Here is a 23,666-nt window from a genome sequence, read left to right as displayed (position 1 = left end):
TTAACCTGCTAACTTTAACGTTCAACTCCTTAAGAATCGCGACCGCCGCGCCCTCGCTTCGAGGATTTCCGCCTACGCCGGACAATTAAAGAACTACTTTGCTTTTTGACCTTACGAGTTTTGGCTCCCAAGGCTGGTTTACCCCAGGGGGTTACTGGACCACTTCTACCAATCGGAGCTCTACCCTCACCACCGCCATGGGGGTGATCTACCGGGTTCATTACACTGCCCCGTACTTGGGGACGACGGCCTCTATGTCGATTGCGACCAGCTTTGCCTAAACTCAAGTTTCTCGCTTCAACATTACCGACCTGTCCAATAGTGGCGTAGCATTCTTTACGCAACATCCTGACTTCACTAGAGGGCAGCTTTAGGGTGACATAGTCACCTTCTTTTGCTTGCACTTGAGCAGTTGCCCCGGCAGCACGAACAATCTGTGCTCCTCGCCCTGGGATCAGTTCAACGTTATGCACGTTTGTGCCTAAGGGAATATCCTTTAGGGGCAAGGCATTGCCTATTTCGATGGGAGAGTCAGGCCCAGATATGATGCTTGACCCCACTTCCAAACCCACAGGATGCAAGATATATCGCTTTTCCCCATCTTGATAGTAGAGGAGCGCAATCCTAGCATTCCGATTGGGGTCATACTCAATTGCTGCCACTTTTGCTGGAATATTGTGCTTATCCCGGCGGAAGTCAATTACCCTGTATAGACGCTTATGTCCGCCACCGCGATGGCGACAGGTAATAACACCGCGATTATTGCGACCTTTTTTACGATGCTTAGACTTGGTTAGGGATTTTTCTGGCTCAGTCCGAGTAATCTCAGCGAAGTCTGAGACAGTACCCTGACGAGTGCCTGGGGTGTATGGTCTATAGCTACGGATGCCCATAACAAGTATTTTTTAATTAGTTTGTCTTGACTAGTTTGTCTTGACTAGTTTGTCTTAACAATTGACAATCTACCAATTGGCAATTAACCAAATTAATAATTAGCATTTAGCAATTAGCCAGTTTTATACGTCTGGGAATAGAGTAATGGAATCTCCTGGAGCTAGGGTAACAATCGCCCGTTTGTACTGGGGTTTGTAACCTACAAATCTTCCCACTCGACGCTTTTTACGTGGCGGACGTAGGGTATTTACTGCCACCACTTTCACTTCAAAAAGACTTTCAATCGCGGCTCTAATTTGTGGCTTTGTCGCTTTGATAATCACATCAAAGACATACTTGTTCTGCTCCATCAGTAGGGTCGCCTTCTCAGTCACAATTGGGCGAATCACCAAATCAGCAAGGTCACGGGGGTTATACTCAGTCATTGTAAACCTCCTGAATTTTGGTAAGAGCCGTGTTAGTGGTCACGATTTTATCAGCGGCTAGGATATCATAGATATTCAAGTTGGTGGCATAAATCAACTTGACAGTTGCTAGGTTACGGACTGACAAATAAACCTTTTCTTCTGGCTGAGCTAGGATTATGAGAACTTTTGACTCAGGCTCAATTCCCCACCGACCAATTGCTGCCACCACATCCTTGGTTTTGGGTCGTGGTAGTTGCTCAACAAATTCCTCTACCACAATCAAATCCTCGGCTCGACTCATAAACGCTGTTCTTAGAGCCAAGCGACGCTCTTTGCGGTTCATTTTCTGGCTATAGTCTCTGGGTTTCGGACCAAAGATCACACCACCACCACGCCATAGGGGTGAACGATTCGAACCAGCACGAGCACGACCGGTTCCCTTTTGTCGCCAAGGTTTGCGTCCTCCACCTCTAACTTCGGAACGAGTTTTTGTACAAGCATTGCCTTGACGAGCATTGGCCATTTGTCTAACCAGTGACCGGTGAACAATGTGGGCAGCGTTTTCTTCTTTGGCAACTCGCATCTGGAGTGTTGCCTGCCCTACTTCTTCCCCTTGCCAGTTTCGCACTGAACAATCTACCATTTGTTCTCTCCTTCTTAGGGACCAAGCATTTAGCAATTAGCTGTTAGCTTTTCAGCACTCAGTGCTAGTAGTAAAAATAAACAGTTACATATACATCAGGCTTACACCTAACGATGAGGGAGCTAATTGCTTTTTCGTTCTGACTAACGTCCGACTTTATTAGTTGGTGCAATGCTCAATAGTGTCCCTGGTTTACCGGGAACTGCACCTTTAATCAGTAGCAAATTGCGCTCTGCATCTATCTTGACTAACTCAAGTTTGCGAATTGTCACCTTGGTACCGCCGTAACGACCAGCCATTTTCTTACCTGGATAGGTACGACCAGGGGTTGTCCCTGCTCCAGTGGAACCTGGGAGGCGGTGGTTTTTGGAACCATGAGCCATCGGTCCTCGCCTGAAGTTGTGACGTTTCTGATAACCGGCAAACCCGCGACCAATGGTTTTACCGCTGACATCGACAATTTGACCAATACTGAACATATCGGTATTGACTGGCTGACCCAGTTCAAACTTACTGCTATCATCCACGCGGTACTCACGTAGGTGGCGTAAGGGTGGGGCGCTGGACTTAGCCAAGTGTCCTATTTCAGGCTTAGTAATTGCCTTAGGCTTGACTTGGTCATAACCAATTTGAATGGCATTGTAGCCATCTGTCTGGTTGGTTTTTATTTGGGTCACAGTACATGGCCCTGCTTGGACGATGGTTACAGGAATCGCTCTTCCTTCATCATCGAACACTTGGGTCATACCGAGTTTGGTACCGAGGATACCGACAGACACGGGTTTCTCCTTTGTAGACATTGCAGCAGTCTGGCAGCAGGGATATTCACAAACCTGAATTCCCTTTGTGCCACAAACCTGGTCATTATAAACCTGGTCACTATTTATAGTGGATAAACCTCTCCTCAAAAAATAAGCAGAGAGCCCACTTTTATCTAGCTCGGCATGAGGGTCGAGCTAGATTATCCTTCAATTGCGTTTACTGGTCAGAAAAGGCTATTAAACTCGCCTGACTTCGCTGGGACTTAAGTTGCTAATAACTCAGTATCCCTTGATCCACGAAAGTGTAAGCACTTATTGACCTAAAGCAGACCCAAGAACTGATGGGACTTGTTTATACCTAACTGTCTTTGACCTACTTTAGCCCTGATGCCAAACAAACGCCTGGTATGCTGTCTATATTATCTTGCCTCGAACCTACTTCTCAGCCTAAAGCACACCCAGAACACCAGTTGCTGAGGAAGCAACTGTCATAATGTCACTATTGTATAGTATATAGTATTTTGCTAAGGGTGTCTAGTTAGTTTGAGAATTAGTTTGAGAAAAATTTGCTTGCTGTATGGATTTATCTGAAATCGGGGGATTCGGCTCTCGAAGGATGCGTTCGCGTAGCGTAGCCCTTCGGGCTAATCGCATAGTCTCGAAATCAAATAATTCAGTCCTCATCCCATTCCCCAGACAACAACACACAATCCCCCACCTGCAATACTCCAGCTTCATCCACCGGATTATACAGTTTCCCTTGTCTACGCAACGCCTGAACTATGACATTGTATTGATTCTGGAGATCAATTGGCTTCATACCCACCAAACTTGAATTCTCTACCAAAGTTACCCAATGCTTAGATCCCTCACTAAGGAAACTGCGACTTTCGATCCAGTCTCTAAACGCTGCTAATTCTTCCGGTTCCCCAACAACTAGCAATCGATCCCCTGAACGCAACGTCATCTTACCTTGTGGGTAGTGGACTATATCATTACCTTGTTGAATTGTCAAAACTGTTACCCCAGTCACGTTACGGATATCTGCTGCTGCCAGAGTTACCCAATCTAGACGGGAAGTTTGACTCAAAGTCACCCACTCACTGTGGAGTTCTTGGGCAACATCAGTGATGTCTTGCTGCTTTGAATAGGTAGCTTGTTCAGGTCGTACACTCAAATAGCGGTCTTGGTGAATCCGATTGATGACCGACTGAATCATCCCTGGGGTTTCTCCCAATGCTACTAGCACATGGGCTCCCATTTCCAATGCTGCCTCAAATTCTGGTTGCACTACTTCCCGCGCCCCTAACTGGGTAAGTAGGTCAATTTCGCTATTTTTGTGAGAACGAGCCACAATATCCAGTCCTGGGGCAAACTTGAGGGCACGTTTGAGCAACAAGCGGGTACTGCCAGGATCGGGTAGGGCAATGGCTAGGGCTTTAGCTTTTTCTAGATGGGCTTTTTCTAACACCAGTTCCGAGTGAGCATCCCCAAACATATAGGGAATTTTCTCATGTCTCAAGCGTTGAATAGCAGCTTCGCTATTTTCAATCACTAGTACCTGATGCCCTTGATTGCGCAGGATTTTGACCAGTACTCGCCCAACTCGTCCATAGCCAGCCACTACCACATGATTACAAATCGTTTCTGGAATTGACAAAGCTTTAGTACCCTGAAACTGACGCAGGTAGCTTTTCAGAAACGGCAGATTTACCAGGTGGTCTGCTATTCGGGGAGACCATCTTAGCCACATGGGTGTCAGGACTAGGGTAATGGCTGTAGTTCCCACCAGGAGTAGATACTGATCCCTAGTGATAAATCCTAACTCAAAGCCAACCACTGCTAAGACAAAGGAAAATTCTCCAATTTGATTGAGACCAAAACTAGCAATAAAAGCCGTTTTAAAGGAATAGCCAAATTTCAGCACAATCGGTAGGATAATGGCTGCTTTACCCCCCATGACTAACATCACTAAACCGATGATTATGCCGAAGTTTTCGAGCAGCACTTCCGGCTCAATCAGCATTCCTATGGATGCAAAAAATAGACATACAAACGTGTCTTTAAGGGGGATTATTTTGGCAACTGCTTGGTCAGCATAATCAATTTCAGCCATCATTAATCCTGCCACAAATGCTCCCATTTCAACGGATAGACCAAGTCCAGCAGTAATCAAAGCAATCCCTAAACACAGGGCAATTACTGTGATCAGAAATAGCTCACTGTTTTCAGTGCGGGCAATATATTTAATGAGATGGGGAATTATCCAGCGACCGGCGGCTAGAGCAGCAGCTAGAAACACCAACGCTTTGAGTAAAGCAACAACTAAAGCTGAGCCAATATCTGAGGGCTGCTGAAGGGCGGGGATGACGGCTAACATCAGACCTAAACTAAGGTCTTGAGCAATCAAAATTGCCAGCATCACTTGACCATGAAGGGTATTGGTTTCTCCTCTCTCCATCAGGGTTTTAAGAACTACTGAGGTGGAGGAGAGGGAGATGATAAATCCGAGCATTATTCCCGGAGTAAATCCATCAACCCAACCAAGTCCATTGGCTAAAACTGCAACTAGGGTAATAGTGAGACTAATTTGCAGTAAACTCCCTTTCAGGACAATATCTTTAAATCGTTTAAGCTGGGATAGAGAAAATTCTACCCCATAGGTGAATAACAAAAAAACAATCCCAATTTCAGCTAGGGATTTGACTTGTTCTAATTCGCCTACGAGTTTAAGACCAAACGGACCAACCAATAAACCACTGGCTAAATAGCCTAAAAGTACAGGTTGACGTAGCCGATTGGCAAGGTAGCCTCCCAGAGCAGAAGCGCCTAGAACTGTGGTTAGATCCAGAATTAAATTGTGTCCTGAGGCCATGATTAGGAATGGGTAATCGGTTATTGGTCACAGGCTTCATACCTGGAGGTTTTCCCTTGTGCCCTGATTTTTTTGTAACCTACCCACTTGAACTAAGCAACTTGGGCATCAAGGAGTTGGTAAGGAAGGTTCAAAGTACTCTACCCACCTGATAATTTTTTCAGTTATCTTATGACGGTAGAGATTTCCAAGAACTATGACTTTAGAACAGTGTAACGTTTGTGGGTCTTTAACCAGCACCAACGATGAAATTTGCCTAAGTTGTGGTTATCCAGCTAAAGGTCGGCCAAAGTTAGTTTTTTTCAAGTGGACTGCTATCGGTGTTGCTGTAGTATTTGGTTTATTTCTGCTACTAGGGGTAATTAATAGAGTTGAGCAACACCTCAACTCTCAACCTTCGACACATATAGACCGGTAAGATAGACCGGTAAGATAGCGTTGGGTTATCCGTGTATCTGTGTATAAGCGAAGCCGTGCCAGCGCGCAGCAGACACAGCGCGCAGCAGATACAGATGCACTTAGTTAGAAGTTGGCGGACTAATCAGACCATTAGCTGCACCAAATAGATTGATGGGATTTTTGCCATCGGTAATCAAAACACTCTGGATACCAAGTGCTTCTAGAAGTCTTGCCTGCATTTCCGGACCTGCTTGTGCGATCGCTTGAATGGTTTGAGGACCAATTGCTTCTACTTTCTGTCGGTATTCTTCACTCTTAATGTGAGCCATACGCTCAGCTTTGGCAATCTCTAGGTTATTTAAGGCTTGTTGATGGGCTAATTCAGCTTCCTGACGTGCTTTGAGTTGAGCTAACTCGATTTGATTGCGAATCCGAGCCGCCTCGGCTTCTTGCTGAGCCAAGTTAACTGCTAATTGTCCTTGAATCTGAGCCGCTTCAGCCTTAGCTCTCGCTTCTGCTGTTGCCTGACCTGTAGACTCAATGGCTATATTTTCTGCTTGTAATTCTAGAAGTTTTTTCCGTTCTGCTTCTGCTGCACTTTGATCCAAAATCACTTGCCTTTCCAACCTGGCTTTCGCTTCTTGCTCAATCCGTTCCGCATCTTGGCGTGCAGCAGCTTCTTGAGCATCAGTGGTAATTTGAATCGCTAGCTGCACTGACTTTTGCAAGCTCCTTAAGGTTTCTTCATCCACTGGCTCCACTGACTGAATATCAATATTGGTAATTAGCAGGTTATTCGCTCGAAAACGAAATTCATCTCGAATATGACCTTCTTGATCAGTGCCAAACACGGCCTGACGGATAATCCGGGCTGAATTGCGGTGAAATTCATCAAATTTTTCCCCTGCTACAGCACCCCGCACTCGGGATGCGATCGCTTTACAAGTATCTCCCACAAAATCAGGTACTTGAAACAATCTAGCTGCAGTCTGTTCATCGTGTCTGTCCACATCAAAGTACCAGTTATAGGACAGTTGTAGCTGCAATCTGGTATGGTCTGCTGTCTCTACGGTAAAGATATCGGTCATGAAATCAGGACCGAGTAATAAGGCTAAGGATTTGATGACATTAGGTCGTTTGGGCTTGCTACCTGACAAAGAAAGCACAGTAAAGGCTTCATCTGGTTCGAGCATCACCAAGTCCGGTCCAAATACAGTTCTTGCAGTTCTGTTTTTATAATCATGGAGCTGTACAGCAGCATTTTGAGGAATATGAAACACAACTGCTCTAGTCTTATCCCGTTGGGATAGACCTTGGCGTACTCCTGATTTTCCCTCCGACTGATCCCCTCCAGCTAGAGAATGCTCACCACGCCCAGATAATGGGTCTATTTTTTGCATCAACAGTTCCTCAACTACCGATGGCAGTTCTTTTTCCCAAAGCTTCTCATAGGGAGTGAGCATATAAGCCTGAGGACCACCGACCAGCTTGAGTTCACCAGTCTGAATGTTACGCACATAGATACCTTCATTCTTATCGAGGGGAATGGCTTGACGCTTCTCAACCACTTCCACTTCCACAGGGGGAATATAATCTTGTGGCCCAGCAATCATCCACAAATCCCCTGGTTGATGAGTAATGACCTGGTCACCTTCCCCTTCATTAAAAGCTTCTTTGGCTCGAAGCAATAGTGATTCGAGCTCACTGAGAACATAGATGTTTTGGATACCATTCTCCAAGGACTCACCAGGATGCAAGAAAAATGATGTTCTCCCCTGGCGAATCTCTCGCATACCCAGCTGAGGTTTACCAGACTCATCAATCGGGTCAAGCACAATACACCATTCGTGATCGCTCAGGGTAGTAATGGTGACTTCCCCCACTACATCTTCATAAACATCGGGAATATGAATTTCTGCATCTTCAAAGGTGACCAACCATTCATCTCCAGCTTTACGCTGACGACCAAAAATATCAGTAAAGGTGCGTTTAGCTTTCAGATGTAATGCTTTTTGTTCTGTCAAAATGTAAGCATTAATAATGCCAATTACTTCTTCATCCACACCAGGTAAATAGGCTCCTTCTTCTCTAACCAGCCATTCTTCACCTGCTATACGTCTATTCCTTTGACGATCGGTGCAATTCTGCCGTGCTAACAGGTGCAAAGCTTGGTTAGGTTTAATCACCTCAGCTGTTACTGTCTCAACTACTTCCACCTCCACCCGGGGAATATAGGTTCCAGGTCCTTCAAACAGCCATTCATCACCTGCTAAACGGTTAATTGTTTCAGTCTGGGTTTCTCCATCAACTATTCTCGTAACCGTATCGGTAAAATCCCGAATTGCTCTCAGACGCAGTGCTTGATTGGTCTCGACTACTGCCAGTTGCGTGACATCTTTTACCAGTTTCTCGTTTGGATAAAGGGGAAAGGGATCTTGCGCGAAGCGAATTTCCAGATCACCGTAGCGCAGTCGAATTTGACCATGCTGATCAGCAATGGGTTGACCGTCTTCATCCCGGAGTAATGGATTAGCCACCACACAATAATATCGAGGCGGCACAATAATCATCGGTTCAGGTTTTAAGATCAGCCGCTCGTGATCCCGAAGGGTAATGGTTTGAGGACCAACCTCCAGTCGAGTAACACCAGTGTTGTTGTCTAGCACATGAATAAACTGTTGAGGTTTGATGCGAATAACTTCACTAGTTGTCCTAGGCACTTCCATTTTATTCTCTGTTTTACGCTCAGTTGTAGTCATAGTCTTGGTCTAATCGAACTGGATTATTAAGTTGCCTTTATAGGTCGTAAGTAGTCAGACACAATTAAAGCAGAATTTTTTTACAAGGTAACTTCGGATCAGGAAATTTCACGATTCATGTAGGATTACTATAGTTCATGGTTTATCCCTAAAGCCTAATCAACAATCAACTATTTTGTAACCTGACAGCAAATTAACTCCCTATAAAACTAACCTAACCTTTATTTTTCTGTTCTGCTAAAATAACCAAAACTCGTTATGACTACGTCAAGTTTATGGAGTTGGGAGCAATTTCATCTGCTGATCGGCACATTAAGGATAAAGGATCAGGGATGAGGGATTAAGAATTAAGGATTAGGCACCCTTAGATTAGGCTTGATACCATTAAGTACTAACAACTATTAACCATTAATCATTAACCCAACCCATGAAAATACTAATAAAATTTTTTTTTACGATATAATCAGGATGATTACTATCTAATATTAAACAAATAAGGGGCATACTATGAATCGTGATGAATTCCTAAAACGCTACGAAGCCGGTGAAAGAGATTTTTCTGGTATTAATTTTAAAAAGGCTAACTTGAAAAGTACTAACCTCAAGGGTGTTTGTCTAAATTATGCTGACTTGAGTAATGCTGATTTAGAGGAAGCTAGTTGGGATGATGTGGATCTAAGTCATGCTAACTTGAGGAATGCTTACCTATATGAAACCACTATCGAAAATTCCAACCTCACTAAGGCTAACTTGAGTCATCTAGTAGCATCTGAATCAACCTTGGAAAACTGCGACTTTAGTGGTACTGATCTGAGCTATGCTGATTTATCTGTAATCTATATGGCTGGTAGTAAGCTCACGGATGCCAATTTTACTTATGCTACCTTATGTGACGTTTACCTAGGTGATTCTGACCTGAGCAATGCTAACCTCAGTTATGCCCGTATGCTAGGGGTTGATGGCTGGAAAAAAGCTGACCTTAGTAGTATAAATTTTACTAAAGCTATCTATACGTCATGCACTGAGTTTCCGACTGGATTTAACCCATCAAAAGCAGGAGCAATCTTTATTTGTGCAGAGGCTGACTTAAGCGGTTTAGACTTGAAAAATATCAACCTTGGTTATGAGGAAATGTCTGGCGCTAACCTTAGTCATGCTAATTTGAGTGGTGCAAGACTGTATAATAGTGACTTGAGGGGCGCAAACCTAAGTTATGCCAATTTAGAAGGTGTTGACTTTCATGATGCTGATTTGAGTGAGGCTAATTTTAGCCATGCTAATCTTAAAAAGGCTAAATTAGCTAAGGCTGAATTAAATGATGCTATTTTCTGTAACACTATTATGCCTAATGGTAGGATTAGAAATAATAAGTAATTGTTAGCTAGATCAATTTAGCTCAGTGAGAATATAATTCTTGGTAATTGGTAATGTGTAATGGCTAATGGCTAATTTTGGTTACTCCCGTACCATTGGCTTTCCTTATCAAAGCAGTGGTTTTCTTTTGATTATACCATTCCTTGAAGCAGCAACTCCTCTCCCGGCAGCGTTGCTTAATAATGGAATGATTTGAAGACTTTTGTGGAATGGGCATCTTGCCCGTTCCTGACGGTGCGACCCGTGGCGAATTTAATTCTTAATGGGTCAAGCGCACCGGATCTTTTTGGGCAGGCAGGATGCCCACCCCACTCATATTCATCCGAAGATTCAGCAATGCCACACCAAATTTCTCAATTGCGCAGAATCAACCGTTGCCGATGAACATGTAACAAACGAAACTCCTGCTGCGCCACCTGGTCCAACATATAAATAATATGCTCTGGTCGCAACATGGTGCCATCATTCAAACAACTCCCGACATACCGCAAAACCACCCCAGACTCTGCAACCTCCTCTTCACCATCTTTGGGTTTTTGGGGTTCCATCACCTCGAACTCAAATAAGCGATCGCATAAATTCACCCACTGCTTCTTACCCGACTTCGTAAACCGCTCCCACCAAATTTCCTTACTACCCTTAATTGCTTCAATCCAACCCTGCCACTCTTCCCAAGACACCGATGACATTGCCTCAACTCGAATCAAATACTCAGCCTTTTCCAACAGCTGAGTTCCAGCAGGTTCCTTCAAATCCACTGCTTCAACCCCATACACCGGAATCTCTATAGGCAACTCAGACACCAGCCTTTCCCTAAACTCCTCAACTGGCATTTTCTCAGTTAACTCAAACTCCACAATCTCCCCACTACTAGACGCTCCCAAGGGCAATGCATTAGCAATCATAATCCGAGCATTAGCCCGAAACCCCCCACTATAGCGAATTGGTAGTGACGCCCGTCTTACTGCTCTCTCAAACAGACTTGCCAAATCCAGATGACCCAACAAGGTCATATCCCCCAACTTTCCAAACCAAACCCGCAGCCGCTGATCCTTATTAGTATTGGGTTTAAAGTGACCAGTAAATTGCGGAATCTGTGGCGGGTCAATCACCACATTATGACCAAAATCAATCCCACACACACCACAGTGAGAACACCCATCAAAGGAACAATCCGGTACCGTTGCTGCATCTAACGCCCGTTGTAAATCTTCCTTGAGCCAATTCTTATCAATTCCCGTATCAATATGATCCCAAGGCAAGGGAGCATCAAGGGCGTTAAGGGTTGAAGGTTGTTCGCGTAGCGTGGCCTTTTGGCCAAGGGTTGAAGGTTGTTCGCGTAGCGTGGCCTTTTGGCCAAGGGTTGAAGGTTGTTCGCGTAGCGTGGCCTTTTGGCCAAGGGTTGAAGGTTGTTCGCGTAGCGTGGCCTTTTGGCCAAGGTTTGAAGGTTGTTCGCGTAGCGTGGCCTTTTGGCCAAGGTTTGAAGGTTGTAGGTTAGCTGGTTGTAGGTTAGCTGGTTGCTCTGAACTTTCAACCTTGGCCTTTTGGCCACGCTTTCGCCGTAGGCGACGCTGCGCGAACGCGAACAACCTTCCAACTTGCAACTCTTCTACACCCGCCATCACGTTCCATTCGCCATTTTCTACTTGGCGATATTTCCAGGTCAGACCTGATGAAGCGATCGCATTTTCCCAAGCAGCAAATGCCCGATCCAAGCTTTCCATCCAAGCATCCATCCCTGCCCCCAATTCCCAAGCACGGCGCACCACCGCACTTAAGCGTCTGTCACCCCGTCCGACGAAATCTTCCATGGCCGAAATCCGAACATCGGTGTAATTAACCCTCACCCCCCTGATCTGACCAAATACTTGTTTGAGCAATTCCTGCTTGCGTTTAAACTCCGAAGTCGATACGGAATGCCACTGGAATGGGGTGTGAGGTTTTGGGGTAAAATTAGAAACAGTTATGTTAAACTTAAGGGTTTTTCTCCCTTTTGCACGGCACTCCTGCTGCAACCAACGGACTGTTTCTGCAATCCCCAACACATCCGCATCCGTTTCACCGGGCAAACCAATCATAAAATAGAGCTTGACTTTCTCCCAGCCTTGCTCAAATGCCGTCTTTACTCCCCTGAGCAGTTCTTCATTAGTCAGTCCCTTATTCACAATATCCCGCATCCGCTGAGTTCCTGCTTCTGGGGCAAAGGTCAAGCCACTCTGGCGATTTCCCCCTAGGATATTGGCAATATTTTCATCAAAGCGGTCTACCCGCTGACTCGGTAGGGACAAGGAAATATTCTGATCCTTAAGACGATTTTTGATTTCCATCCCCACCGCTGGTAGAGCCAGGTAATCGGAACAACTCAGGGATAGAAGGGAAAACTCGTTATACCCTGTAGCACGCATCCCTTCTTCAATAGCTTCCACCACTTTTTCTGGTGCCACATCCCGCGCTGGTCGAGTCAGCATCCCAGGTTGGCAGAACCGACAACCCCGAGTACAGCCCCGTCGCACTTCGATCTTGAGTCGGTCATGAACCGTTTGGATATAGGGTACTAGTCCAATAGCATAGGCAGGCATCGGTGTAGCCACACGCCGCAATATCCGCTTCGGCACATCAGGGCGGTTGGGTTTAACTGAGCCATCCTCAGTCATATCATAGAATTGGGGGACATACACCCCTGGTATCTGAGCCAAATCCAGGAGTAACGCTTCTCGACTTAAGCCAGCTGCTTTGCCCTCTTCGATTACTAAGCCAATCTCTGGCAACAATTCTTCCCCATCGCCAAGATCCACAAAATCTAAGAAATCAGCATAGGGTTCAGGATTCGATGTCGCCGTTTGTCCACCTGCAAAAATTAGGGGGATTTCCGATATATCAAACTCAGCACGGTCTTTCCAGGTAAGGGGAATTCCTGCCAAATCCAACATTTCCAAGATGTTGGTTGCCCCTAATTCATAGCTAAGGCTAAAGCCAATAATATCAAAATCTGTCAGAGGTCGCCGATTCTCGACAGCAAACAGAGGGGTTTGAGTGGAACGCAATTTAGCTGCCAAGTCTGGGGCGGGTAGATAGGCGCGATCGCATAACTGCCTAGGTTGACAATTCAATATATTGTAGAGGATGATATGGCCTAAGTTAGAAGCGCCCACTTCATAGATTTCTGGATAAGTCAATACCCAGCGTACCTCAGCTTCTTCCCAAGGTTTATGGACTGCTCCCAACTCGTTACCTAAGTAACGGGCTGGTCTGTTGATGTCTGGTGTTAGTATTTCATCTACAGTGATTCCCATAGAAACTTTATTACTGCTTTCAATGCAGTTAGCCCTGATCCACCATTCATTTTATCAGTACTCAGGGTAGAGATAGGGTTGGGTGAAGGTGGATGAAGTGAGGGAGATAAGAACCACCAGACTTCTTGACTGGTATTTCCCTATCTCCTCCCATCATCATCGCTGTAAGCACTTAATCTTCCTTAGATTTCCTATTATTTTGCTGCACTCAGAGCCATTGAGTTAGCTTCCCAACCTACTCCAACCCCCTAGAGGGCTGTAGCAAAAGCCTCATGGCTCTCAAAAATCTCAAACACCCCATCTAATTTAGTTAGCTCCAGCATAATGCGAATTGAAGGAGCTACGGAGCAAAGACCAAAGCGCCTCTCTAGACTTCTTGCTAGCTTCAGGGCATGAATTAAGGCCATTAAGCCAGCACTGTCGAGAGACTCTAACTTATGCATATCAACCAACAAAGCCGAATCCTCAGCAGCCACCACAGCTTCTGTCAACTGACTTTTAAACTCAATTGCATTAGAAGCGTTAATATGACCGGAAGGTTGAATAATTCTTAATTTTGCACTCAGGGTCGCCTGTGTCATGAGCAGAATCCTCACTTGGTCAAATCCAATAAAATTTTCTAGAGAATATATTGAAGATAGTATGGAATTTTGCTAATTCCATACCACTTCTGAGATACTTTGCCGAATCTTTACAGATGGCTAATGGTTTTTGAAATCTTCATAAAACTTACCATCAACAAAATGTATCATATATTACTTTTTTCAAGTTAAGTAATTTATTTATTTTTCATTTCCGATGGTCTAAGTCGCTAAGAGCATCGCTCAGTTCATGCCTATAAGTAGGGATTAAATTTTAATAATTTTTGTTACATTCACTAAATAGAGCTGCCCTGACATAGAAATATAAGACTTTTTTTATAGGCTTGAGCCAAATGTTTAGCTTTAGATAAGTATAACGTTAACTAGGGTGTAGAGGCAAGTAGTACTAAGCAGTATGTCCTTATAACTGCCTTAGGTGCGCGCCTCCAAGGGCGAGTAAATCGCCCTTGGGTCGCACCTTTGGGCAAAGCCGACGCTACGGGAACGGGTCGCACCTAAACTTCAATACCTCTAACCCTTGAAACGGCATAGCTTCTTACGTTCAGGTTAAGCTTTATGAGTTAAGTCCAAAAGGCTTATAATATGTATTTAAGAGAGTACCAATCCACCTTATCAGTGATTTAGATCACATACCAATAAGATAAAGATCACTATAGTGGCTAGTAACTTCAGAAGACAATAAATTTATATGGAATTTTGGGTAAGTAATTGTGAAAACTACCTTTGTTATTCGTCAACTAGTAGAAAAAGCCCTCTATATTAGGCAGTTGACTCCTGATATAGAGAATGCAATTAACTACGAACTAACTCAAACGGGTTACATCTCTGATGTGGATTACGAAGCACTGGAATTATTAATGTCTGAGATGGATGCTGGTCGTGTACAGCTAGTTCCGAGTCACTAGAAAAAGTGGTTATAAACTAAGGCTAGACCAGCTCGGAGGCTTGGTAACTACTCCATGACTTTTAGCCATGACTTTTAGCCATGACTTTCAGGGTTGGGGCAAGCTCTGACAGCTACATGTGGCAAAACCCCTACAACTTTAGTTTACTCTCCTAAGGGGTCTGACTTGCTACTGCTTGAGTCGTGATCAGATCACCATTGAGTTGGCAAAGTCCTATTACCGATTAACCATTAACAAAACTTAAAACTTGTCTGGATAAGCTTGCCAAACTGCACAGATAAAATAACTTAGTTGCTGGCGAGCATCAGGGTCACTTTCTACATTGACATCAGGGTCATCTAACCGAACCAAGAGGGGAATTACTTCAGTGTCTAAGGCTAGTCGTAATAAACTCGCTGGCCAAAGTAAATCCGGTCCAGAGCGTAGGTCGTAAAGAGTAAGCTGTTCAGGGGGTTCCACTGGCACAGGCTCTTGACTATGCAAGGTGACCAATATCATAGAACGCACCCAACACATTTGTCGCGATGACACAAATTCGATAACTTCAGCGTATAAACGAGTATTGTCATGCTCTAAGCAAATAATCTGATGAGGCTGGAACTCGTAAACCAAACTCCTTGATACGTCTTTATTCACCAGGCATCAATTCCTAAATTGAGTCATTGCGATATAATACACTGTTCATATTACCAGTTTGGTTAACGGTGCTATTAGACCCAGATTTGGCATGACTGCAAGTCAGAGGCTGTCTCACGTAAGAAACAAAGGTTTCGTCTCCGGGATGAAGCGGCATAGCAGTTTTAACCCCAGTAAAGTATAATAGATATAGGTTGAAATTGGCCAAGGCACTCTTAGCTCTGGAGAAAACGGCTAGGCCAGTAGGTTAGTATCGGCGAGTGATACGTAAATCGGAGCAATGTTGAAGAATCAAGAATCAAGAATCAAGAATTCAGAAATACCAATTCTCAATTCTCAATTCTCAATTCTTAATTCTCAATGGGGTCGTCCGGGAATTGACTCGGTTGTAGAAGCTACGGGTTTCCGTAGAGTAAGCAGACCTAGAGGTTCAGCCCTTAACCCTTAGGCTCAATTAATTGGGAGTCTAAGGGCGTTAGTTAGCTAGGGGTACTGAAAACCAACGCGCCTGTTGCCTGGGCGAAAGCCCCCGTGCTATGCCTGGCGGCAGGCTACGCCAACAGCCCGGGGTAAGCTTACTGCTCATCTTTGCTATGATGTATTAATTCAAATCGGTCTCAATAGATTGAATAGCATAGCATAGATTATGAAAGTCCAAGTATCCGTCGTCTTTACCAATCCCGTGGATTTCGTTAATTTTTCTCATCAGGCACTGCCTCGATTTTGCGTGGATCTACCTTTTAAACCTCGCGCTATCCCAGTTGAAGAACTGTTGCCCAACATCCCTATGATTAATAGCAATTTAGACGATTGGACAACAGACCTGCCCTTCGAGCAAATAGAATACAAGGAAGAAGGAGCAGAGGAATATGCCAAAATGGTAGTAGTAGTGGGAATCCCACAGGATGATATGCCCTTGTTTGAAGATGTAGTTAAGTCCTATGGGGGAAAGGTTATGCCATCAGAGGGGTTGGATGTAATGGACATGTAGTCGAAACCCCATGTCTTACCGATAACCTGGCTTGTAGGTCATAGAAATTCCTTGTTAATCTTGATCCAAAATTTAAGACTATCACAAAATATGTTTGAAGGAAAAATAGTCTGGAATACACAAGGAATGAAATGACCTCTAAGCAGGATAAACCTGAGGTGGCTAAAATCCTCGAACCATTCAAACCCGCATTGGCGGAACATCTGATCAACCCTGATGTTATCTTAGACGAGGTACTGGCATGGACTGGCTCTCAGCCTTTTTTGACCCAGAAGCTTTGTCAAGTTATCCTTGACTTTAAATCTCCCATCCCTGTTGGTGAGGAAGCTCTTAAAGTCGAAGAACTCGTCAAAACTCACTTCGTTGAAAATTGGGAAACTCAGGAAGCCGCTGAACTTCTGCAAGATATTCGTAGTTTCTTGCTCGAAGAACAATTCCTGCGGCTGTATCAGAAAATTTTGCAGGGAGCCATGATGGCAAATGACAGTTGGGAACAAAAAGTGTTGCTCAACTCCGGTGTGGTGATTAACCAGGGGGGAAATTTAAAAGTTTCTAACCGTATTTATGAGGCTGTTTTTAATCTCAACTGGGTAGCTCAAGAGTTAGCACAGTTGACCAGTACAGACTATTGGTTGGCATCTGAGCTGACGACAGATGCTACTGATCAAGCCATCGCCATGGCTTTTCCTAACCTACCAATCACCCCAGTTACTCAACACCAAGATCTCACAACTGACCAGCCTAAACACCCAGATCTAACAACTGACGAGCCCAACCAATCAACTGTAGTACCTTTAGAGCCAGACCAAGCCACAACCTCGGCTACCCCATCAACTAGCAGAATCCCATCACCCATTAGTTTTTGGGGTGGCTTGATCGCCTTGTTTCTAGTCATTACCTTTGGTGTATTTCAGTGTACTAGTGCTAGAAGAGCAGACGATCAACTAAAAAACCTTGTTCCTCAGGACATATGCAGACGCCAATTTATTACCAGAAAAGAACAAATAGAGCAACTTAGAAAGATAAAGAGTCAAAATAAGGCTTTTCCCAAGCTATGTCAGTCAATGTTAGATCAATTGCAGTTTTCCTATGCTATAGAAGAGCTCGCTAGTCAAGGTGAATTCAAGCAAGCTACGATAAATCTTTGTCAAGTATCAGAGCGTTACTACCAGTTTAAACAAAAATCTCTTCCACGTTTTTTCCGTCGATGGGATAGGAATAATGAGAATTATGCTAATTGGTTGAAAAACTATCTAATAAAATATGATTGTCCCGCTTCTAAATATTTGGGGTAATCAATTGTTAAATTGTTAAATCAGTAGTCGTGGAAACAGGGAACAGGGAACAGGGAATAGGGAATAGGGAATAGGAAATGTATGTAGGGATTTTTAGTAATTAAATAACTAATTAATATATATAATTTAATGTAATGGTTTTATTCAAGACAACTTTCTTTTATTTCCTACTTTTAAAGACTTAGCTATTTACTGATAATCCAGATTTTAAGGATTATAAAAAACTCCATCGCTACCACTTATTTCTTCTTCCAAAGATACCCTAATTCCTCGACGAGCAATTTCAAAAATAGTTAAGATAAATTCTCCCAATTGAAAATATTGGGTTTGACGTAATTGTTTCCTATGGCGTTGTTTGCCGCTAATCCGCTCATTGATCTGGATTGCATAATATAAAATTAGGCTAACTAATAGCCAACCTACTAAACTCAATAGAGCTGTTACAATGATAATAATCAGCCAGCCTAAGAACTGACACAACACTTGTAGTAATGGATTGTCATATACATCAAGTTCTGAGTACAACAGAGAACTATTGCTACTAAAGATTCCTAAGGCAATCGTTCCCCAAAATCCACAGAAAAGGTGAACAGGAATCGAACCTACGGGGTCGTCAATTTTCCAAACTTGTAGAAAATATTCGCCTAAAAGGACAAAAATACCGCTGATAGAGCCAATTATAAATGCACTTCTGATATCTACAAAAGCAGCTGAAGCTGTAATTCCCACCAACCCACCTAAAATGCCATTGATAATTGAGGCTAGACTGGGTTTTCCTAGGATAATTGGACTAAAAAATACGCTGGATATTCCACCAGCTGCTGCTGCCATCATGGTAGTTGTGATGGTATTGGCTACATAATCGAGATCCTTTGCTGAGCCACCATTAAAACCAAACCAGCCCAGCCAAAGAATTAAACAGCCTAAGGTGGCTAAACCCAGATTATCGGCAGAGAACTTTTCAGTTTCGAGACCTTCATATCTATCTGTTCTTAAATTGTAGCCAAAACGACCTTGTCGTGGCTTTAGTAGCCAAGCACCTACCAAGGCAGCCATACCACCAACACTATGGACTACAGTTGAACCCGCAAAATCATGAAATTTTAGCGCCTTGGCTAGCCAACCATAGTGTCCCCAAACCCAGTGACCGGTTACGGGATAGATAAAACCAACCAGGAAAAAACTAAATAGGAGAAATGCCCAGAATTTTACCCGTTCAGCAACAGCTCCTGAAACAATAGTCGCTGCAGTTCCAGCAAAGACTAACTGAAATAAAAATAGAGACGCAAAGGAGTGATTAGACCAATCTTGATTGAGACAATTAAATCCTGATTCTGGAAAGCCCAGATTTCCAAATTGGGGAAAGGGAAGATTAAAAAACAAGCCCTTTTGACCCACTAAACTTAAACTAGTATTTTCTCCTGGAACACAACTGTAAGTAATGCCATCACCAAACATTAAGCCAAAGCCAATTAGCCAAAATGCTAAGGCTGATATACAGAAAACTATCAAATTTTTAGCCAAGACATTAGTCGCATTTCTTCGTCTACATAACCCGGCTTCTAACATGGCAAAGCCAGCATTCATAAAAAAGACTAGAAAAGATGAAACTAACAACCAGATAGTAGACAGGTTAGTGAAATTATTCGTGTTACTATCTTGTGCTGCTGCTACACCAACCCATCCCAGCAGGATGGTAATAGCCAAAGATAGGCAGAAGTACCAACGGCTCGGTACCGAGGTGATTTGGTGTTTTAATCTCTTGTACTTATGTCGAGACATCAAAGCAAGCTTTCCAGTTTTACAGTAGAAGTGAATTTCCAACTGGTAAGTAGGTTGACATACTTACATAACACTATTAAATAACACTGTTAAATAACACTATATGATGTTTCGTCACATCATTAACTGCTGACATCTAAGCCTTATACAAGAAAAGGGATTTACGCGAACCTGTTGACAGCAGAAGCTGAGCCATCTTCTAGCTTTGAGTTAAAAGCAAGTTGAGCCTCTGAGTTCGCTAGTTCTTGAAAATGAATAACTTCTTTACGGGGATCAGCGTGACTGACTTTGACGTGTAAGCGATCGCCTAATTGAACCGAACGCTGGAAACGCATGGGCAATTCTAGACCTAACTCTTCTAGGAGAATGTTGCCCTTATTCTCGTTTTCTCGCCACCAACTGAGTACTAATACTTGCCAAACCTGATTCGGGTTACGCCGTAAATATTCCAATCCCCAATATTTGTTGGTATCACGTTCTACTTCACTAGCGTCCTTAGCTGTTCTGGTTACACTCTGCATCGTTTCGAGCAAATGTTCAGCTTCAAAGGGTAGGGGGTCACCCCGTAGATGAGCTTTCAGCTGGAAATGAGTCATTAAGTCAGTGTAGCGGCGGATGGGAGAGGTTACCTGGGTGTAAGTTTCCAAAGCCAAACTAGCGTGGCGTGTTGGGGTAATGCTCATTTCGCTTCTAGGCATACACCGACGCATGGCACAGAACCGCACTGGACCCGCTGGCAATAGCAGCAGTTCTTCTTGGGAGGGAAGTTCTGGCTGGGGTTGTCCTCGGAATGGTAGGGGAATTTGATGCAGTTGACCATAGCGTCCAGCCACTTCACCTGCCAGAATCATCATTTCTGCCACCATTTGCCGTGATGGTGAATCTTCTAACACCTCAATGGTAATTTGCTCATCATTTCCCACCTTGATTACCGACTCTGGCATATGGATACTAATCGCCCCTTGAGACTTGCGCCACTTTTGCCGACGCACAGCCGAGTTAGCGATCGCAAACAGTTCTGTTTCTGCCTGTACCCCTAACTGCAACATTTCATCTACATCTTCATAAGTCAGGCGATAGGTGGGTTTAATCAAGCTGGGGCGAATCTGATAGTCATAGATGGCACCATCTTCATCCAATATCACGCCAAAACTGAGTGCGCCACAGACTTGACCTTGAACCAAACTCATTGGACCAGTTGCCAGTTCCGATGGGAACATGGGAATCATGCCTGTGGGTAGATATATGGTGGTACTACGCCGTCTTGCTTCTAGGTCAAGGTTATCCCCTGGCATTACCAAGCGGGTTGGGTCAGCGATGTGAATCCACAGACGCTGAGTGCCATCCTCTAGATCTTCTATACTCAACCCATCATCTATTTCTTGGGTACTTTCATCATCTATGGTGTAGAGTTTCAGATGAGTTAAATCCAAGCGATCTGAATCTGGGTCAGTAGGAGGATTTGCCAGGTATTGCTGGGTCAATTCGAGTACCTCACGACGAAATTGAGTTGGGATTTTATGACGCAGCAAGTGCTTCTGGTGAGGATGCCACAAACCCAGATTTACCAACAAATTGAAGGCATTTTCTGGGTTTTGATGGCGTTTTACTGCTTCCAGAGTTTCCTGAACTGCACGAGAGGGTTTATCTGGTTCACTAACGAACCGTTCTAGAGCATCAAAGCGAGTGCGATCGCTATCAACCCACTCTACTTCCTCACCCCCTAGCTTTTGCTGTACTCGCTTCAAAAATTCTTCTTGTTCCTGGTGCTTTGATTGAGCCGCTGCCAGTTGATGCTTGATTTCAGCCACCATGCTAGCGGAGCGGGGTTCATAGGTTTGTGCTTTTTGTTTAAAATAGATTTTGTCTTCAAACAGAATACAGTGTGCAGCATAGCACTGGGGTGGACTTTGCTCAGAAAATAATAACTGTGCCATGTCAGCACAGGTAACCGCCTCTCCTTCTTCCACCAGTAATTCCCAGGCTAATTCTAAGCTATCTGGGTCTAGATACGGTTGTACTCGAGCAAGAAACTCTGGTATTTCTGATGGCTTATAAGTAGAATCCGCCACTGTGTAGGTGACTTGTCGAGGATGGAGCTTGTGCAGTTTCCCCCGTTGATCCAAAGCAATCAAGTGGTTCTTGCCCTCTGGACGATCGACAACGGCGAGATGGCGTTCTCCTTGTAAGCGAAATTCGATTAGTGTTCCCTTTTCCACCAGTTCTGATAACCCGGGTAGCGTTTACCAAATCCACCTCCCCCCAGTCTATCCTGTGTTGTTGAGATGCCCAACTCAGCAGAGGGGGTCAAGTCTAAAGTCTGAAGTCTGAAGTCTGAAGTCTGAAGTTGTCAGCGCTCAGTGGTCAGCGCTCAGTGGTCAGTGTAACTCCTGGTTGAGTCGCAAGTTTTTAGTTAACCATGTCAGCCATGCAGAGCGCGAGTGGCCTCCCCATGAGGCCACTGCATCCCACGCCTGAGCCATCGATCACCCCATTTCATCCTTCATACTTCATCCTTCATCCTTATTATTTGATATTTCATTCTTCACACGGGAAATATCCCAGAGGAAGACCGTGATTGTTCACCTTAACCTTCTTTATTAATATAGGGTAGCAAAGCCAAGAACCTTGCTCGCTTAATGGCTGTGGTTAGCTTTCGTTGTTGTTGAGTCGTTAGATTAGTAATGCGGCGGGGTAAAATTTTTCCCCGTTCAGTGATAAACTTGCGCAGCAACTCAACATCTTTATAGTCAATCGGTTCATCGGGTTTGATCGGAGAGAGACGTTTACGAAAGTAAGTCATGATTGGTTGTGATTGGTGATTGGTTATTTGGGTTACTGGTTAATGATTATAGTCATTTGTTCTTTGTCAATAGTCCATTTTGAATTAAAAAATTCAATTCACAAATGACCAAGGACCAAATCTACTTGATTTCTTTGTGAATTGTGTGCCTGTTGCAATTGGGGCAAAATTTCTTCAGTTCCAGACGTGATGTTGTGTTACGGCGATTCTTCCTAGTGGTATAGCGGGAAACACCAGCCGAACGCTTATTGGAGTTACTGCGACATTCCGTACATTCTAGAGTAATAACGATTCGGACACCTTTCTTACTTGCCATAGTTTTTTTTCTAAGAACTCAAATATTACAATTAAACACAATTTACTATTATCTCATGGCATCCCCCAGTCTATCAAGTAGATGCAAAATTTCTCAAGTCTCGGGAAAAACCTCACGCCTTGTTGACACGATCATAGTGCAGCGCGATCTCGTCAGTGGCTAGGGGATCCCACGGCAGTATCCTTGAAATGGCTTTAGATAGACCAATTTTTCAGCCAATCCGAAGCGCTTTAGTGCAGCGAAGCCAAGCATGGCCTAGCATTTTGTTAGAGTCAGTAACCGGTGCAAGGGTAACGAATCTAACCTCAAGAATCAAGATAACCGAAACCCCACTACCCTAAACTCTGAGCCTGATTGGTGTATAATACCACGACTCCCGTAACTAGCCAGGCCAACAGGACGATAAGCATCACCGAACAGATAAAAGCCAAGAGGATCTGTTCTAAGCAGTGAGCTGACCAGCCTAAGTCTAGTTATCCTGGTAGTGCAGCCAATATGCCTGCACTACGGTTCACAACTGAATTACAATTGCTATAGTGATTGTTGCGATTTTTGAAACCCTTGGACTTGGATTCACCTCGGATTTGAGATAAGGGCTAATAATTCGGTATGATAGACGGTTTAGGAAGATTCGGATACAGGACTATTAAATATAGTTGCTGTGTAAGGTGTAGATTTGTTTCCAAATGCCTATTGATTCTGGTCGGCTTACTGAGCTGCTGGTATCTACTGGGAACACCATCAGCATTAGCAAGTTTCGATGATGACAGCTTTGATGGTAATATTTTTGCTCTGTATGCTGGGAATGGCTCTATAGTCCCACCACGAATTACCTTAGAAGATTCTTTGCGCAGGAAAAAGCCAGCTTTGTTGGTGTTCTACGTAGATGACAGTAGGGATTGCAAGCTATATTCTGTGACTATCTCTAAGT

At 44.0% G+C, this 23,666-nt stretch carries 20 protein-coding genes and 1 pseudogene; 7 read left to right on the top strand and 14 right to left on the bottom strand.

What is annotated here, in order from left to right; translation table 11 throughout:
* Positions 1 to 29 precede the first annotated feature (29 nt).
* From rplB to F6K49_RS13205, 5 genes are all read right to left on the bottom strand, one after another.
* Entirely contained in the window at positions 30 to 893 is an 864-nt protein-coding gene (gene rplB / locus F6K49_RS13225; RefSeq protein WP_070390685.1) for a 50S ribosomal protein L2, read from the bottom strand.
* Between the two features lie 123 nt (positions 894 to 1,016).
* Positions 1,017 to 1,319 carry a 50S ribosomal protein L23 gene (locus F6K49_RS13220; RefSeq protein ID WP_075895721.1) on the bottom strand — a complete coding sequence of 101 codons (303 nt, stop codon included), beginning with the start codon at positions 1,317 to 1,319 and terminating at the stop codon, positions 1,017 to 1,019.
* Positions 1,312 to 1,944 (bottom strand): 50S ribosomal protein L4, encoded by a 633-nt coding sequence (gene rplD / locus F6K49_RS13215; RefSeq protein ID WP_075895723.1) that lies wholly within the window; start codon positions 1,942 to 1,944, stop codon positions 1,312 to 1,314. The genes F6K49_RS13220 and rplD overlap by 8 nt, the downstream gene beginning before the upstream one ends.
* 143 nt (positions 1,945 to 2,087) lie before the next feature.
* Positions 2,088 to 2,723, bottom strand: coding sequence for a 50S ribosomal protein L3 (gene rplC, locus F6K49_RS13210; protein WP_293020901.1), 636 nt, complete (start codon positions 2,721 to 2,723; stop codon positions 2,088 to 2,090).
* Positions 2,724 to 3,378: 655 nt separating this feature from the next.
* Positions 3,379 to 5,580 (bottom strand): cation:proton antiporter, encoded by a 2,202-nt coding sequence (locus F6K49_RS13205; RefSeq protein WP_293097233.1) that lies wholly within the window; start codon positions 5,578 to 5,580, stop codon positions 3,379 to 3,381.
* Positions 5,581 to 5,776: 196 nt separating this feature from the next.
* Here F6K49_RS13205 and F6K49_RS13200 point away from each other — a divergent pair, with 196 nt between their 5' ends.
* Complete coding sequence (locus F6K49_RS13200; RefSeq protein WP_293097230.1) at positions 5,777 to 5,998, top strand: hypothetical protein; 222 nt, start codon at positions 5,777 to 5,779, stop codon at positions 5,996 to 5,998.
* Between the two features lie 100 nt (positions 5,999 to 6,098).
* Here the strand turns inward: F6K49_RS13200 and F6K49_RS13195 are convergent, their stop codons facing one another.
* A complete protein-coding gene (locus tag F6K49_RS13195; protein WP_293097227.1) occupies positions 6,099 to 8,738 on the bottom strand; it encodes a colicin uptake protein in 2,640 nt (879 codons plus the stop codon).
* Between the two features lie 507 nt (positions 8,739 to 9,245).
* Here F6K49_RS13195 and F6K49_RS13190 point away from each other — a divergent pair.
* The gene (locus tag F6K49_RS13190) at positions 9,246 to 10,112 is read left to right on the top strand and encodes a pentapeptide repeat-containing protein (RefSeq protein WP_293020907.1); all 867 of its coding nucleotides are present in this window, start codon (positions 9,246 to 9,248) and stop codon (positions 10,110 to 10,112) included.
* A gap of 64 nt (positions 10,113 to 10,176) precedes the next feature.
* On the opposite strand, the gene F6K49_RS13185 is transcribed toward F6K49_RS13190, so the two are convergent.
* The 3 genes from F6K49_RS13185 to F6K49_RS13175 form a co-directional block, all read right to left on the bottom strand.
* A complete protein-coding gene (locus F6K49_RS13185) occupies positions 10,177 to 10,329 on the bottom strand; it encodes a hypothetical protein (protein ID WP_293082541.1) in 153 nt (50 codons plus the stop codon).
* Positions 10,330 to 10,465: 136 nt separating this feature from the next.
* Positions 10,466 to 13,405, bottom strand: a complete 2,940-nt coding sequence (locus tag F6K49_RS13180) for a TIGR03960 family B12-binding radical SAM protein (RefSeq protein WP_293097224.1) — start codon at positions 13,403 to 13,405, stop codon at positions 10,466 to 10,468.
* A gap of 248 nt (positions 13,406 to 13,653) precedes the next feature.
* The gene (locus F6K49_RS13175; protein WP_293020909.1) at positions 13,654 to 13,986 is read right to left on the bottom strand and encodes an STAS domain-containing protein; all 333 of its coding nucleotides are present in this window, start codon (positions 13,984 to 13,986) and stop codon (positions 13,654 to 13,656) included.
* Positions 13,987 to 14,717: 731 nt separating this feature from the next.
* Between F6K49_RS13175 and F6K49_RS13170 the strand changes: the two genes are divergently transcribed.
* The gene (locus tag F6K49_RS13170; RefSeq protein WP_071102195.1) at positions 14,718 to 14,912 is read left to right on the top strand and encodes a hypothetical protein; all 195 of its coding nucleotides are present in this window, start codon (positions 14,718 to 14,720) and stop codon (positions 14,910 to 14,912) included.
* 240 nt (positions 14,913 to 15,152) lie between these two features.
* Here F6K49_RS13170 and F6K49_RS13165 read toward each other — a convergent pair whose 3' ends face one another.
* Complete coding sequence (locus F6K49_RS13165) at positions 15,153 to 15,548, bottom strand: hypothetical protein (RefSeq protein WP_293020910.1); 396 nt, start codon at positions 15,546 to 15,548, stop codon at positions 15,153 to 15,155.
* Between the two features lie 280 nt (positions 15,549 to 15,828).
* On the opposite strand from F6K49_RS13165, the gene F6K49_RS13160 reads away from it, so the two are divergent.
* The 3 genes from F6K49_RS13160 to F6K49_RS13150 all read left to right on the top strand — a co-directional run bounded on the left by F6K49_RS13160 (position 15,829) and on the right by F6K49_RS13150 (position 17,834).
* Positions 15,829 to 15,996 carry a hypothetical protein gene (locus F6K49_RS13160; RefSeq protein WP_293097221.1) on the top strand — a complete coding sequence of 56 codons (168 nt, stop codon included), beginning with the start codon at positions 15,829 to 15,831 and terminating at the stop codon, positions 15,994 to 15,996.
* A 198-nt stretch (positions 15,997 to 16,194) separates the two neighbouring features.
* Positions 16,195 to 16,539 carry a hypothetical protein gene (locus F6K49_RS13155; RefSeq protein ID WP_293020911.1) on the top strand — a complete coding sequence of 115 codons (345 nt, stop codon included), beginning with the start codon at positions 16,195 to 16,197 and terminating at the stop codon, positions 16,537 to 16,539.
* Between the two features lie 131 nt (positions 16,540 to 16,670).
* Positions 16,671 to 17,834, top strand: a complete 1,164-nt coding sequence (locus F6K49_RS13150; RefSeq protein ID WP_293097218.1) for a hypothetical protein — start codon at positions 16,671 to 16,673, stop codon at positions 17,832 to 17,834.
* Positions 17,835 to 18,041: 207 nt separating this feature from the next.
* Here F6K49_RS13150 and F6K49_RS13145 read toward each other — a convergent pair whose 3' ends face one another.
* From F6K49_RS13145 to rpmG, 4 genes are all read right to left on the bottom strand, one after another.
* Positions 18,042 to 19,616, bottom strand: a complete 1,575-nt coding sequence (locus F6K49_RS13145; RefSeq protein ID WP_293097215.1) for an ammonium transporter — start codon at positions 19,614 to 19,616, stop codon at positions 18,042 to 18,044.
* Positions 19,617 to 19,777: 161 nt separating this feature from the next.
* On the bottom strand, positions 19,778 to 21,835 hold the full coding sequence (locus tag F6K49_RS13140) for a ribonuclease R family protein (protein ID WP_293097211.1): 2,058 nt from the start codon (positions 21,833 to 21,835) through the stop codon (positions 19,778 to 19,780).
* Between the two features lie 368 nt (positions 21,836 to 22,203).
* Positions 22,204 to 22,419, bottom strand: coding sequence for a 30S ribosomal protein S18 (gene rpsR / locus F6K49_RS13135; RefSeq protein WP_008191262.1), 216 nt, complete (start codon positions 22,417 to 22,419; stop codon positions 22,204 to 22,206).
* Positions 22,420 to 22,540: 121 nt separating this feature from the next.
* Positions 22,541 to 22,735 (bottom strand): 50S ribosomal protein L33, encoded by a 195-nt coding sequence (gene rpmG, locus F6K49_RS13130; protein WP_293020919.1) that lies wholly within the window; start codon positions 22,733 to 22,735, stop codon positions 22,541 to 22,543.
* 693 nt (positions 22,736 to 23,428) lie between these two features.
* Here rpmG and F6K49_RS13125 point away from each other — a divergent pair.
* A pseudogene (locus F6K49_RS13125) lies at positions 23,429 to 23,666 on the top strand (thioredoxin family protein); the annotation flags it as partial.

This window comes from Moorena sp. SIO3I6 (genome assembly GCF_010672095.1).
The sequence above is the reverse complement of the archived record's forward strand: the minus strand, read 5'-3'. Positions and strand labels throughout refer to the sequence as shown.

Bases quoted from the DNA above. Each gene is read 5' to 3' on its own strand.
- F6K49_RS13200 (WP_293097230.1), top strand. From the start codon at position 5,777: ATGACTTTAGAACAGTGTAACGTTTGTGGGTCTTTAACCAGCACCAAC.
- F6K49_RS13160 (WP_293097221.1), top strand. From the start codon at position 15,829: ATGTTGAAGAATCAAGAATCAAGAATCAAGAATTCAGAAATACCAATT.
- rplD (WP_075895723.1), bottom strand. From the start codon at position 1,944: ATGGTAGATTGTTCAGTGCGAAACTGGCAAGGGGAAGAAGTAGGGCAG.
- F6K49_RS13185 (WP_293082541.1), bottom strand. From the start codon at position 10,329: ATGCCCATTCCACAAAAGTCTTCAAATCATTCCATTATTAAGCAACGC.
- rpmG (WP_293020919.1), bottom strand. From the start codon at position 22,735: ATGGCAAGTAAGAAAGGTGTCCGAATCGTTATTACTCTAGAATGTACG.
- F6K49_RS13205 (WP_293097233.1), bottom strand. From the start codon at position 5,580: ATGGCCTCAGGACACAATTTAATTCTGGATCTAACCACAGTTCTAGGC.
- F6K49_RS13175 (WP_293020909.1), bottom strand. From the start codon at position 13,986: ATGACACAGGCGACCCTGAGTGCAAAATTAAGAATTATTCAACCTTCC.
- F6K49_RS13195 (WP_293097227.1), bottom strand. From the start codon at position 8,738: ATGACTACAACTGAGCGTAAAACAGAGAATAAAATGGAAGTGCCTAGG.
- F6K49_RS13155 (WP_293020911.1), top strand. From the start codon at position 16,195: ATGAAAGTCCAAGTATCCGTCGTCTTTACCAATCCCGTGGATTTCGTT.
- rpsR (WP_008191262.1), bottom strand. From the start codon at position 22,419: ATGACTTACTTTCGTAAACGTCTCTCTCCGATCAAACCCGATGAACCG.
- F6K49_RS13190 (WP_293020907.1), top strand. From the start codon at position 9,246: ATGAATCGTGATGAATTCCTAAAACGCTACGAAGCCGGTGAAAGAGAT.
- F6K49_RS13180 (WP_293097224.1), bottom strand. From the start codon at position 13,405: ATGGGAATCACTGTAGATGAAATACTAACACCAGACATCAACAGACCA.
- F6K49_RS13145 (WP_293097215.1), bottom strand. From the start codon at position 19,616: ATGTCTCGACATAAGTACAAGAGATTAAAACACCAAATCACCTCGGTA.
- rplB (WP_070390685.1), bottom strand. From the start codon at position 893: ATGGGCATCCGTAGCTATAGACCATACACCCCAGGCACTCGTCAGGGT.
- F6K49_RS13150 (WP_293097218.1), top strand. From the start codon at position 16,671: ATGACCTCTAAGCAGGATAAACCTGAGGTGGCTAAAATCCTCGAACCA.
- F6K49_RS13220 (WP_075895721.1), bottom strand. From the start codon at position 1,319: ATGACTGAGTATAACCCCCGTGACCTTGCTGATTTGGTGATTCGCCCA.